The 13,902-nt window shown below is 50.1% G+C and carries 9 protein-coding genes; 8 read left to right on the forward strand and 1 reads right to left on the reverse strand.

Annotation, left to right across the window (positions count from 1 at the left end; genetic code table 11):
- Positions 1-30: 30 nt before the first annotated feature.
- Positions 31-369: a gamma-glutamylcyclotransferase family protein gene (locus tag ACYVIC_RS07490; protein WP_460858698.1), complete on the forward strand. Its 339-nt coding sequence runs from the start codon at positions 31-33 to the stop codon at positions 367-369.
- 43 nt (positions 370-412) lie between these two features.
- Here the strand turns inward: ACYVIC_RS07490 and ACYVIC_RS07495 are convergent, their stop codons facing one another.
- Complete coding sequence (locus ACYVIC_RS07495; protein WP_460858700.1) at positions 413-1,360, reverse strand: hypothetical protein; 948 nt, start codon at positions 1,358-1,360, stop codon at positions 413-415.
- Between the two features lie 159 nt (positions 1,361-1,519).
- Here ACYVIC_RS07495 and ACYVIC_RS07500 point away from each other — a divergent pair, with 159 nt between their 5' ends.
- The 7 genes from ACYVIC_RS07500 (at position 1,520) to ACYVIC_RS07530 (ending at position 13,802) form a co-directional block, all read left to right on the forward strand.
- Positions 1,520-2,152: a trimeric intracellular cation channel family protein gene (locus ACYVIC_RS07500; RefSeq protein ID WP_460858701.1), complete on the forward strand. Its 633-nt coding sequence runs from the start codon at positions 1,520-1,522 to the stop codon at positions 2,150-2,152.
- Positions 2,153-2,271: 119 nt separating this feature from the next.
- Complete coding sequence (locus tag ACYVIC_RS07505; RefSeq protein ID WP_460858703.1) at positions 2,272-3,351, forward strand: DUF3083 family protein; 1,080 nt, start codon at positions 2,272-2,274, stop codon at positions 3,349-3,351.
- Positions 3,352-3,455: 104 nt separating this feature from the next.
- Positions 3,456-7,121, forward strand: a complete 3,666-nt coding sequence (locus tag ACYVIC_RS07510; RefSeq protein ID WP_460858704.1) for an ATP-binding protein — start codon at positions 3,456-3,458, stop codon at positions 7,119-7,121.
- A complete protein-coding gene (locus ACYVIC_RS07515; RefSeq protein ID WP_460858706.1) occupies positions 7,121-7,741 on the forward strand; it encodes a condensin complex protein MksE in 621 nt (206 codons plus the stop codon). The genes ACYVIC_RS07510 and ACYVIC_RS07515 overlap by 1 nt, the downstream gene beginning before the upstream one ends.
- Entirely contained in the window at positions 7,741-8,982 is a 1,242-nt protein-coding gene (locus ACYVIC_RS07520) for a hypothetical protein (RefSeq protein WP_460858708.1), read from the forward strand. Before ACYVIC_RS07515 ends, ACYVIC_RS07520 begins: the two co-directional genes overlap by 1 nt.
- Positions 8,982-9,848 (forward strand): DUF7281 domain-containing protein, encoded by an 867-nt coding sequence (locus tag ACYVIC_RS07525; protein WP_460858710.1) that lies wholly within the window; start codon positions 8,982-8,984, stop codon positions 9,846-9,848. The genes ACYVIC_RS07520 and ACYVIC_RS07525 overlap by 1 nt, the downstream gene beginning before the upstream one ends.
- A gap of 90 nt (positions 9,849-9,938) precedes the next feature.
- Entirely contained in the window at positions 9,939-13,802 is a 3,864-nt protein-coding gene (locus ACYVIC_RS07530) for a TIR domain-containing protein (RefSeq protein ID WP_460858711.1), read from the forward strand.
- Positions 13,803-13,902: the final 100 nt, after the last annotated feature.

The raw sequence follows: 13,902 nt of genomic DNA on the forward strand, positions 1-13,902 counted from the left end.
TATGACTTAACATAAGCTCCCGGAGTTGCGATGCCCAAATTATTCTCATACGGTACTTTGCAGCAAAAGAATGTGCAGTTGGCTAACTTTGGCCGCGAGTTACAAGGCAGCAAAGATACGCTGCAGGGCTATATTGTTGGTGAAGTAGAGATTACCGACGAGCGCGTATTGCGTGAAAGCGGTAAAGCCTTTCATCCGATTTTATGCTTTAGCGGTAATAATGCCGACGAAGTACCCGGCACGGTTTTTGAGCTGACCGATGCCGAGTTGGCACAAGCTGATGACTACGAAGTGGACGCTTATGTACGGCTAAAAGCAGTACTGAAATCCGGCACCGAGTGCTGGATTTACGCCGCCGCACAACAATAAAAAACCCGCCGTAAAGCGGGTTCAATTTAGCGAGCTAGCAGCCTTAATTTGCTTGCAGTTTTACGTTAGCAAACTTAATCATCGCTTCCGGGCTGACCATATGTTCGGCCAGTTCTCCACTTTGCATTTGGGCAAACTGCAGTGGCTCGCTAAAGCCAAAACTTAACCTCAGCTTTTCCGGCTTTTGCACAAAGGCAGTTAATGTCTCTTTCATCGCTTGCGGGATCTGAGGGGCCGAGCCAATACCGGCCAGTGCCATACCCTGCACAGTGCGGTAATCCGGCGTTTGGCCCATCTCGGCTGTCATTGCCAGGGTGCGCTCAATAAAGCCGTTGTTTTCAATAGTAATATTGCCATTTTTTAGCGCGCCAGCAGCCAGTTTTTCTATCATTTGGCCGATATAGGCCTCATCAGAGGCCAGGGCTTGCTGCTGCTCAGGCGGCAGTGCGCTCATGTCGCGGGCAAATTGCCAAAACTGTTGCATTTGGGCAAAGCTAAAGCTGTAATTTAACGCGAACTCATCGTTAATGCGGGTTTGCTGGTTAAACATCAGCTCGCCGTTGTCGTTGTAGGCGTAGTCGTAATCACCATGCAGGGCGATATCCTGTAAAAAAACGCTGGTTTGTGGTGGCAGCATTTGCAGCACCGCTGCCGCTGCTTTAACACCGGTTACCTTAACACTGCCTTTATCTGACAGGCTTTGTGGTTTGATGCCGTTAGCGACAATAGTTTCAACCGTCGCAACAGTGCCCATTTCAGCTAAGCTCACCTCCAGCCCGCTAATGCTATAGCTTGACATCAGTACGTTGGCGGACACATCTTTGTAGCTAATACTCAGTTCGGGCATTTCACCATTAACTGCCATATCGCGGTAGCTTTGGTTAGCGTTGTCTAATTGTTGTTTAATGGCGTCCTCTGCCTGCTTGTTAACATAGAACACGCCGGCGGTGGCTACGCCAATTACGACCAACGCTATCAGCGACTTTTTCATACTAATCCCTTAAAGTTTGTTAATAAAACCGCAAAATGCTAACACAACATAAAAACGCCGGATAGCTCAGACGGCTATTTTTTAGCTGCAGCTGCTAGTTTACCACTGTGTTAAAGCCTGCTACCTTCAGCGGCATGAATAGCTGCGGAGTGAACTGCTATGGCAGATTATTTTCACTGGTTTGATTTACTCGGTATAGCAGTGTTTGCCATCTCCGGCACGCTGGCGGCCTGGCGTAACCAGATGGACGGTTTTGGCGTGATAGTGCTGGCCAGCGTTACCGCCATTGGCGGCGGTACCTTGCGTGATCTTATCCTGAATGCGCCGGTAATTTGGATAAACAACAACAGCTATTTTTACGCTATCTTTATCGCCGCCATAGGCACTATTTTGCTGGTGCGTAACCGCTTAACCATACCGCACAATACGCTGCAGTTGTTTGATGCTCTGGGCTTGGCGTTCTTTGTTATTATGGGCACGCAAAAGGCGCTGGATTACGGCACTTCTACCATGGTAGCGATACTGCTGGGCACCATGAGTGGTGTCTGTGGCGGTATGATCCGCGATGTGTTGTGCCGTGAAGTGCCCATGGTGTTTCGTGGCGAGCTATACGCAGTAACCTGCATCTTTGGTGGCGTAGTGTATACCGGTTTGCTGGCGCTGGGAGCCGCACAATTACCAGCGATGCTAAGTGGTATGCTGGCGCTGTTGCTGCTGCGTTTAGCGGCGATGAAGTGGCAGTTAACCATACCGGTATTTAGTAAACACCACAACGAGCTGAACGAGCCGTAGCTATCAATGCCGCACAGATGTAGCGGCGTGAAGTTTAATCCAGAACAATATTCGCGACATTAATGCCCTGTAAACTGCCGGCAACTTATTTAGCCGAACTTACAGTCCCGGAGGTTTTTATGGCCAGCCATAACCCACATCGCGTGTATATTCCTACTAATGCCCGTTCTAACCAGTATTTGTTGGCTGAGTTTAAGCCAGATGCGGCGTTTTATCAGCAGTTTGCCAGCGTTGAACAGGCTTACCAGCAGCTGGCGCAGCAGTTGTTTAGCCTGGCCGAGGCACATGGCTTGCGTAATGTGCAGTTTATTGCCAATGACAAGTTACCGGTAGTGCGCTTTCATCAGGAAGCGTACAGCCTGCAAACTGAAAAACAGATCCTGTTTTTTTATAATCCTAAGTATCACGAAGCTCAGGGGTTGTTTTTCAGCAAAGGTTACACCGCCCGCAAGATCCGCGCAGTGTTTTTAGCCACCGGCGATGAGCTGCGCAGCGAAGCGGCCGCGTTGCATACTAAGGTGGTGCAACTGCTGCAAGGCTGGCAACAGCAGCTACCCGGTACACCGGCCATAAAGCTGCGTGATCATCAGCATTTATCGTATGACTTATTTGCCAAACAAAAAGGCCATAAAGAAACTTATGGTTATAAATTGCGTGGCCTGTACCCGCGTTACCGCGCCCGTCAATGCACTTTGCCGGATGAGCACAGCGAAATCACCTATGTTAGCGTGACATTGCCGCTGACACGGGCGATTAAGCAGCAGCTACTCAGCAGCGATGCGACAGATTTCAGCCCGCTGTATCAGCAGTTAGAGCACACCTTTAGCCGGGCCTGCGCCGGTAAAAAGCTGGACCGGCTGGCAATGGTAGCTAACGGCCTGACACCGGTGGTGCGCAGCAGCAAATGGGATCAAACCGAGCAAAACAGTGAGCTGCAAAAAGTCAGTTTTAACCCAGAGTGTACTGAGCCACAGTTACTGACATTCTGCCAGGCCGACAAGCTGGTGGATACGGTGCACTTTGTTATCGTCGCCGACGCTGATGATAATACCGAGTTTGGTTATGGCCGTTTTATGAACCAGGTAGAAGACGCTCTGCGCAGTTTTGCTGCAGCCTTGCAGCTGGTGCCAGAGCGGCAGGATTTAATGGTGCGGTTTTATCAGCATATCAGCTATGTACTAAGCCCTGATGCTGATTAGCCAGCAGTAAGCCGGACTGGCGTTTATCGTCATTCCATGGATAATAAGCCGCTATAAATCGACGATAGCGGCGCTTTGCTTTTGCGCCGCCGACAGGATGCGCTATGTCTCAATTACTCCGTATTGTGCTGCTGCACACTCATCTACCGGGTGTGGTAGAACTGCAGCTAGATCAGCACACCAATATTTGCGGCACCAATGCCTCGGGTAAAACCACGCTACAACGTTTAGTACCGGTATTTTTTGGCGAACAGCCCAACCGCGTGGTACCGAAAACCCGTAAGAAATTTGACGAATTTTACCTGCCGTTTTCCAACAGCTATCTGATTTACGAGTACCAGCGCGAAGACGGCGCCGTGTGCCAGGTAGTGCTAACCCGTAAAAGCGACGGTGGTGTTGAATACCGCTTTGTTGGCGCGCCCTATCAAAGCGATTTTTACCTGAGCCAAAGCGAAGATGGCGTTAAAGCCATGAGCTACAGCGATTGGGCGGCAGCGATGCGCAGCCGGCCCGAGGTACAGGTGTCGGCCAAAATCAGTGCCACCAGCGAGTATCGCAGCATTATTCAAAACGACGCCGCGGCTTTGCGCGGTAACAATGCTGATAGCGTGAAACTGCGCCGCTTAGCTGCCAGTTTTAGTCTGGTAGGCAGTGGCCATAAGCTAAGGCACATTGAAAAGCTGGTTAGCGCCGTGCACGCCAAAGAAGGCAAAATGGACACGCTAAAAGCGATGTTGGCGGCCATTTTTGAGGAAGACGGCGTTACTCTGCCGACCACCAAAGTAAAAAATACCAAAGCGCGCGAGTGGATCCAGCAGATGCGCCAGTCGATGCGGCTGGACAAACTGCAGCAGGATTTTGAGCGCTTAAACCAGTTGGCACAGCAGTTAGCCGGCAGTGAAGCGCAACTAGCTGCACTGCTACCGCTATTGCAGCAAGATGAAAGCACGCAGAAGCTGCACAAAGCCGATGCTGAACAGCAGGTTATGGCGCTGCGCGGCCAGCTGCAAAGTTTAAAAGAGCAGTTTAGTCAGCAGCAACTGGAGCTGAACAGCCAGTTGGCCAAAGCCGAAGCCGGTTTGCACGAAACCAGCGCCCGCTTAGATCAGCTACAGCAACGCTTTGATGACTACGACAGCAAAGACATGCCCAAGCTGCAACGCGACAGCGATGCACTGCCGCTGTGGCGTGAACAGCTGGAAGAAACCATAGAGCAGTACCAGCTGATGGTGGAACAACATGGCGATTTAGAGCGCCAGTTAGAGCAGCGTAAAACAAAACTACTGGAGAGCTTTAACCGCTTAAGCGAGCAGCACCGCGGCAAAGCGCGGCAATTGCAGCAGCAAAAAGATGCCGCCCGCGAGCAGCAAGACACCAAATTGGCGGCTTTAGAGCAGGCGTTTCAAAGCCGGTTGCAACAAGCACAGCAGCAATTTGCCGAGCAGCTGACCGGCATCAGCAGTAGCATCGCCGTACTGCAAAGCCAACTGGCAGCGTCCAGCCTGACCGAAGAAGAGCTAGAGCAACAGCGCAGTGCCGAGCTGCGGTTAGAGCAGGCCCAGCAACAAGCGCAGCAGCAAGCGCGCCAGCTGCAGCAATTAAACACGCAGCACCAACAAGCCCGTGTAGCACGGGATAACGCCGATCAGCAGTTACAACACAGCCGCAAAGCGCTGCACTATGCCGAGCAACAACTGCAGCAGTTACATCGCCAGTTAACGCCAGAGCAAGGCAGTTTGCGCCATTTTCTGCGCCTGCATTACAACGGCTGGGAGCAAAAGCTGGGCAAGGTACTGGACGAGCGCTTATTAGAGCGACAGGACTTACAACCGCATTTCACCGCGCTTAGCGACAGCCTGTATGGCTTGCAGCTGGAGTTAGCTGCGATAGACACGCCAGACTACGCTCAGGATGAAGCGGCCATTCGCCATCGTATTGCCAGCGCCGAGCAGCAATTGGTACAGGCCACGGCCGATAAAGCCCAGGCTGAAAAAAACCTGCAACAGCTGCATGAGCAAGCCGAGCTAAGCCGCAGCCAGGTAGAGCAGGCGCAGTGGCAGCTGACACAATATGAGCAAAATATTGATTACGCCCGCGATGCGCGTAACCGGCTGCAGGCGCAGCAGCGCGAACTGGCAGCGAAACGTCAGGCGGCGGTGAAAGCCGAGTTAGCCACGCAGCAACAGCAACTGGATAAACTGCAGCAACAACAGCAGCACGATTTACAGGCGTTAAAAGCCGACCATAGCAGCCAAAAGCTGGAGCATAAAGCCGACTGGCAGGCTGAACTGCAGGTGTTTGATGAACAAATAACCGAGCTGGAACGCCAGCTGGAACATAAGCGCGACGACAATAAAAACCAAATCAAAGAGTTGCAGCAAGCGTTTAATGAAGAGTTATCGGCTAAGGGTATTGATCCGCGCCGCTTAACCGAGCTAAAGCAAAAACAAGACCAGCTAAAAGCAGAGATTAAAGCGGTAGAGGCCCGGCAGGACGAACTAACCGCCTGGCAGAAATTTATCGCGCTGGACTGGCAGCAATTACGTCCAGAGCTGCTGGGCAAAGAAACCGACTTAAAACAGCAGCTGCGCAGCCTGACTCAGGCGCTGGAGCAGCAAAAAGCCGATTACAGCGCTAACCAGAAAAAACTCGACGAGCAAAAGCGGCAGCAGCAAGAGCTGATGAACCAGGCGGATATACTGTTGGTGCAGTTAAAGCAGGTGCTGGCTAAGTTTGGCGAGCTGTATTTAGCGGACGTTAGTCCGGCGACGCTTGAGGCCTCGGCTGATAGCGTGGAACGGCTGGCCCGCGTTAACGAAGCGCTGGAGCAGCGCAGCAAACTGGACAGCGCATTAAAAGCCGCGCTGGAGCAGTTTGAAAGCATGTTAAGTAAAGATGCCGGGCCGGAGTTTTTAGACCGGCTGCAACACGAGCAGCGCCAACTGCCAGAGCATGCCGGTAAGCGCCAGCAACTGCCAATTTTGCACAGCCTGCTGCAAATTTTAAAAGATGCGCAGCAGCAATTGCTGGAAATGGGCGAAAATATTGGCGGCGACCTGAAAAAGTTCTTTACCGTGTTTAGCGATATTAACCGGCGTATTGCGCTGCAAAGCAGGCGCTTAAGTGATGCGGTGGCCGATGATTTAGTGCTCGATGGTATCAGCCGCTCTGAGGTGCGCATTTTATCCACCATCGACGAGCTGGGCTTTTGGCAGCCGTTGAAGCATTTCGCCAAACTTTACGATGACTGGGGCGCCTCAGGCAAAGCCTTGCCTTCAGAGCAATATCTGAATGCGCTGGCGGATGTGGTAGAGCTGCTGCGCGCCGATGAGCAATACAGCATTGAGTCGTTATTGCGCCTGGAGCTGCATTTAAGCGAAGGCGGCTCTGAGCTGGTGATCAAAAATGACCGCCAGCTACTGGAGTCATCCAGCCACGGTATGGCGTACTTAATTTTATGTAAGTACTTACTGGCCTTTACCCGGCTGTTGCGTGGTGAGGCCAAAGTAACGATTCACTGGCCGATAGATGAAATTGGCACGCTAGCCTATCACAACGTGGAAAAACTGTTTGCCGCCTGTAGCAGCAACAATATTGTTATTGTTGGCGCTTTCCCAAATCCGGAGTCCGACGTGTTAATGCTGTTTTCGCACCGCTATTTAATTGAGCCGAGCCAGCAAGACCCAAGCAAGCGGCAGTTAAAACGCATTCAACCCAAAGTTAGCCGCTTAGCCGAGCGTCTGGCCAGCAAACAGCAGGAGGCAAGCTAATGTTACAACACGGACCTTTACTTGAGCGCCTGCTGGGCGGCGAGTTTATTTGTCGCATTACCGACGAAGATGCGTTTCGGCACTTAAGCGCTGAGCAAACTCAGCAGGAGATTAACCACTACCTGCGGCCGTTAAACCGGCGTTTGGTGGCTAATGACGATAACAGTGTGTTTTTTCTCGGCTACCACGAGCTCACCAAAGACGCGCGCGAGCAGCTCAGCGGCCAGTTTGCGCTAACCGTGCAGTCGTTGTTGCCGCTGTTAGAATGGCTGCAACTGGTGCAGGAAACGCTGGGGCGTGACAGTGCATTAACCGCCGGTGATACCATTAAACTGCAGGAATTTGTGCTGCGCACTGAAGATAACCAAAGCTTGCGCCAACGCCTGAATCAATTGGCCAGCGACCGGTTTTTTAACAGCCAGAGCGAGCAGCTGGATAATCAGGTAAAGCAGATATTCCGCCGCTTAAAAGAGCATGGCTATTTGCTGCAGCCGCATAATGACCGGCAGTACTATATTGTCACCGGCAAAATTGACTATTTAATTGATGTTATTCGCTTTATCCGCGATGAAGAACACTTGCCGGTAGACGACACCCCGACACAGGAGGCGTTAATCTGATGGCCCCGGTGGATAGCGCAATGGCCTCTAACCTGTTAACCATCGGCGCCGAGCGTCTAGCACTGTTGGGCAAGCACCACAAAGCGCTAATGCAGGGGTATCTGGATGGCTTTGTTGATGAAACGGCTTTTAGCGAAGCTGCGCTGAAAAAACTGATTGCTGCGCGTATTTTATGGCGTCCGGACGAACAGCAACCCTTAGCGCTACGGCCCTTGGTTAGCGAGCTGATCGCCAGTATGGTGGCCGATGAAAACCGCCGCCAGATCAACGCCGATGTCGCCGAAAAGCTGGAACAAATCCGCAACCGGGTGCAGGCTTACCGCGATGCGCAGTACAAAGGCGATTACAGCGTGGCCGAGCTGCAACTGCAGCGGCTAACCGAACAGGTGCATGATTTAAGCGGCCAGTTTGAAGAAGCGATAGACAGCCTGTGGCACCGGCTAAACAGCGACTTTGGCTTTGTGGCCAGCCTGGACGATAAAATTCGTGAGAACGAACGGGCGCAAAAGCAATTACGCCGCTTGCTCGATGGCCTGGACTTGCTGGATTTTAATGAGTTAATTGAGCTGGCCGAAGGTAACAGCCATTTGCGTAAGCTATTGGTAAGCCAGCTGCAAAACCAACTTAGCTCGCACCACAGTAGTTTACTGGAAGTGCAAAAGCGCTTAGTCGAATTGCTGGCCAAATTCCGCCAACAGCAGGCGCGCTCACTGTTAATTACCAACATGGCGGCGTTTTTGCGCCAGCACCCGAAATACCAACCAGCCGATTACCCTAACCGCAGCGAGCTACCGGCGTTGTTTAACCAGGCTGCTGCCATCGTGCCCAAAGCCGCGATAGCGCTGGATAACGCCAGCGAGCGGCAGATTTTGGCCGAGTTAGTACGCAACCTGCCACGGCAGCAAGGGGTAATGTTAACCGATACGCCCAGCGCCAGTTTTAGCCAGCAATGGCAAGATGATGTTATCGCCGCGCGCCAGCAGGCACTGAAAACCGACGTGGAAAACTTCTACCTGCGCGTTATCGACCATGGCGGTAAACTCAGTGCGCTGGAGTATCTGCTGCAGCAGCAACTGGAGTGGGACAGTGAAATCTGGTTGTATCAAATTATCGCCGAGTATCAGGCGCTGCCGGTAGACGAAAAGCAGATGTTTGCCATCAAACGTGATGAAGCGCCCGCCAGCAGTACCAACCAGTTGCTGATTATTCGTGATATCAGCCTGACGTTAAACGCCGCCTGATGGCTTACCCGCCGCTAAACGCCCAGGCACTACGCTACTTGCAGCAACTGCAACAGCGGCTGAATGCCAGTGGCAGCGAGCGGGTAAAAACCAGCGCTAAAGCAGCGCAGCAGGTACTAGCCTGGTGTATCGAGCACGAACTAGTGCCCGGCAACAGCCTTAACCTGCCGCACTTTAGTTTTAGCCTGGCACTGCTAAACGACATCGCCGCCGTGCAGCGCCAGCTACAACAAGCCTGCTATCGGGATGCGCTTGGCCAAAACAGTCGGATGGATAACGCGCCGAGCAGCCAGCAAGAGCTAAAAAGCATCGGCCCAAAGCCACGCCAGCAGCGGGTGTTAGTAAGTCTGGTCCAGCCACAGCTTGTTGCCGGAATAACAGCGCAAGTGCTGGATGTCGACTGGCAACAGCTGCCACTGGCGCAGTTTGATGCCTTGCTGGTGGTAGAAAACCTCGACTGCTTTTATCAACTGCACGCCTTTACGCTACAGCTATGCTGTTTGCAGCCGCTGATTATTTATCGCGGCGACACGCAGTACAGTAGTGGCTGCTCGGCCTTGTGCGAAGCATGGCAGTACACTGACAAGCCAAGCTGCTACTTTGGCGATGCCGATTTAGCTGGGCTTGGCATCGCATTAAGTCTGCAGTGCCAAAGTATGTTGTTACCCAGTATTGATGAGTTTATCCAGCTCGCCAGCACCGCCATGCTGGATGATAAGCAACTTAGATATCAGCAACGCTTGATAAGAATGACGCTAAGGCCGGAGTTTTCGTCCTTTCAGCAGATTATCTGCCAGCAACTTAAAGGGCTTAGACAACAGAATATGCAGGGGATGGTATTGGCGCCTGTAAAGTTAATTGCGTAGAGTGGGAGGCTAATGGACGAAAGAGTCCATTGCAGTTGACAGTAAACGACTACGGGGTATAGTTTCTAAAACAACAACTTGGCTCTACGGATGGAAGCTAATCAACACCCCGGCGCTTTGCGTGAAGCGCAACGCCTTATTCAAGAAGCTCTGGATACCGGGGCTACCCATCTTAACTTAAGTAAACTGCGGCTGCGCCAGCTACCAAAAGAACTTGTGTTATTAGCGAAGCAACTGACCAGCCTGGATTTGTCAGACTGTAGAGAGCTAACCAACTTAAGTGGTTTAGAACCTTTTACCCAACTGACTCAATTAAATCTTGGCCATTGCGAAGCCTTGCAAAGTCTGGACGGGCTGTTGCACCTGCCCCAACTTACCCGGTTAGATATTAGTTGTTGTTATGCGTTGCAAGCCCTGGATGCTCTGCAGTACTTAACCCAGCTTACTCATTTAGATATCAGTCACTGCGATTTCTTAACAAACCTAGACGCTCTGGAGCACCTTGCCCAGCTTGCTCAGTTGAATATCAGTTATTGTTATGCCTTAAACAGCATAGTTGATTTGCAGCATCTGACTCAACTTACCCAGTTGACTATCCGTAGCTGTCGTGGGCTGCCCAGTTTAGACGGTTTGCAACACCTCAGCCAGCTTAACCATATAGATTTCCGGGACAACAAGGCGCTGCAAAGCCTGGACGAGTTGCAACACCTAACCTTGCTTAGCCGTTTAAACATCTCTGGTTGTGATGCCATAGAGAGTCTGGATGTCTTGCAGCAGCTAACCCAACTTACTCAGTTGGATCTCAGTTTCTGTGTTGCCCTAAAGAGTCTGGACGTAATCCAGCGGCTAACCCAGCTTACTAAATTGGATCTCAGTTTCTGTGTTGCCCTAAAGAGTCTGGACGGCATGCAGCGGCTAACCCTGCTTAGCCAATTAGGTATCAGTCACTGTAATTTTTTAACAAACCTAGATGTGCTGCGACATCTGCCTCAGCTTAGCAAATTGGATGTCACGGGCTGTAAGGCACTGCAAAGCCTAGACGGTTTGCAATACCTAACTCAGCTTACCCAATTGAATATCAGCAACTGTTCGGCTTTAAGAGGCTTGGACGAACTTCAACATTTAACTAAGCTAACCCAATTGATTATTGGTGGCAGTGATGCGTTGCGCCATCTGGGAGTTTTGCAACATCTGAGCCAGCTTACTCAATTGGATATCAGCTACTGCCGGGCTTTAAGAAGTCTGGACGGGCTGCAATACCTGACCCAGCTTACTCATTTGGATATCAGCTTCTGCCCTGCCCTAAATAGCCTGCACGAATTGCAGTATCTAACACAGCTAACACAGTTGAATATTAGCGGCTCTGCGGTTGTACAAAGCCTGGTTGCATTGCAGAACCTAACTCAGCTTACATCATTAGATGTTAAGGACAGTTCGGCTTTAAATAGCTTGGATGGCCTACAGCATCTAACACAGCTTATGTCATTGAATATCAGCGACTGTTCTGGTTTAAAAAGCTTGTACGGCATGCAGCACCTGCCTCAGCTAGTTGAGCTGCGCGCGCGTGATTGTTCAATTGAAAAATTAGGGCCGTTACAGGACGTAAATAAAGAGTTTCCTTACTTAACAACGCTTTATTTGGATGGGAATCCTCTTCAGAAGCATTACAATTTACAACTAAATGAAGCGGAAAATAGCCTGCCCATACTGGAAGCGTTTTTATACCAGCAAGGCACTCAGCAAACTGAAACACAAATTCGCTTACCGGCCAAAGTCATGCTGCTGGGCAACCATGCTGCCGGTAAAACCAGCCTGCTGTGTCATTTAGATAGCAAACTAAAACATTCCGGCACTACCCATATTTTACAGGTACACCCTTATGCCGTGGCAAGCCACCAAAAACAATCCAAGCAAAAAAGTATGTTACCAGATGCTATGGTGTATGACTTTGGCGGGCAAGATTACTATCACGGCATATACCGGGTGTTTATGGGGCAAGACGGTATTCGCTGTTTAGTTTGGAATAAACAGCAAGACTTGAATCAATGCCTGCAAGATAGTAACAACGAAGAAAACCTGTTATTTAGCCGCGCTTATTGGCTGGGCTGTATCCGCCATTTTCAGCCAGATGGAGCTTCAGCACAGTTGTTAATGGTGCAAACTTATATTGACCGTGATGATGCCGAGCTTACCGCAAGCGACCAAATATGCAGCCAGCATCATTTGTCGTTAAAAATGGCAAACAACAAAAGTAGAACTGCTGCGCTGGCTAACTCAGTGCTGCAACTGGAGCAAAACTTACATCAGGCGGCGTTAGCTTATTTTAAAGCGCAACTGGACAAAGTAATTTACGAACATCAAGCGACAGTTGAACAGGCGGTCTGGTACGAAACCTTTTTAGCCAAAATATTAGCTACCCACAACACAAATGAACTGAGTGAATTTTATCAAGCAACAGATACAAAAGTACTATTAGATCTTTATCGCGCACCGGGTGCTGAGCTTGCTTCGCATCAGTTGTTGGAAACAGCCCTAACTCAGTTGCATCGACAGGGATTGGTGCTTTATTACCCAAGCATCAACCCGCAAAAAGTGTGGCAAAACCCGATGGCGTTTGTCGAGTATGTTCACAGCAAAGTATTGGCAAAGCATCATTTGCAGCAAGCAAAAGGTATTGTAGCTAAATCTGTCTTTGACAAGATGCAGGTAGATGCCGATGTGCTGGCTATTTTGTTGCAGGAGAAAGTGATTTTTCTGCATGAAAATGGCGGTGGCGACGCTAAGCAGCCTGAATATATAGTGCCAAACTACCTACCTTTAACCAATGAAAACAACCCGGATTATCAGTTTGCAACCTTTGGCTTATTAACGAACCCGGCGCTAACGCTGTGGTTTGAACACTACCTGCCGCTTGGTTTAATTAACCAGTTGGTGTGCTTCTTTGGCCGGATGCCGGATCGCAAGAAATTCTGGCGTGATCAGATTCTGTTTATGTTTGAAACCAGTAGTAGGGTCCTTATTAAGCTGGCATTTTCGCCAAAGCTGCAGATACAGGTATTTCTGCAAAATGACGATGCGCAACAATATCAGCAACATTTAAGCTATCTGTATTATGTGCTTATGGCGCTCTATAATGATTGTTCGGTAGACACTTATGCTGATTTCTGTCAGAAACGCCAAAAGCTACAAGGACACTATCTTCCACCGACTGGTTTGGGTGAAGCTTTCGCAGACGAACAGCCGTTGACGCCCGAACTGCCAGCACTTTATCACAAGATTTATTTCAACCCGCCAGCTGATTTGCGTCTTTCAGTTAATGGCCAACACTTCGTTAAAGCGATCGGTCTGGCGCGGTTACCTGAACAGCAAACCACAGTAGTGGCACAAGATTGCGACACGTTTGAGCCGGCAGCACAATTACCGGCCAGCTTGTTTGCGGCCTTTATGCTGAACAAACCGAAGAAACGGCTGAAAGTGTTTATTTCGTATGCGCATGATGACATCGAACAACGCCATGTTCTGAACAAGTTTCTAATACCTTTAGTACGGATTGAGCAGATCGAAATCTGGCACGACAATATGATTAATGCAGGTGATTTTTGGGATAAAACCATCCGGCAAAAACTGGCGGAAGCCGATGTCGCTATTTTGCTGGTAAGTCAGTCATTATTAGCGTCCAGCTATATTCAAGACGTTGAAGCGCCATTGTTAATGCAGTTGCACCAACAGCAGAAACTTTCGATTATTCCAGTGTTAATTCGAGATTGTTGCTATGAAGACTGGCTGGTTTTTCCATCTGGCAGTAATCCTGAGTTGGCTACTTCTGCAGCGCAGTTACAGTTTTTGCCAAAAAATGAACAAACACAGCTGCAAGCAATTCAAGACTGGCGCAACCCGGAAAAAGCCTGGAAGCAAGTTGTAGAGGAATTAACCCTACTGTTTAAGCAGGGATAAGCAATTTTATCACAGGGTGCCAACAAAATTGACAACTAACAGCTACACTTGGCCAGTGTTAAAGCACGCAGTACCGCTTATCTGCAAAATAACAAAGAAA

This window comes from Rheinheimera gaetbuli, assembly GCF_054781935.1.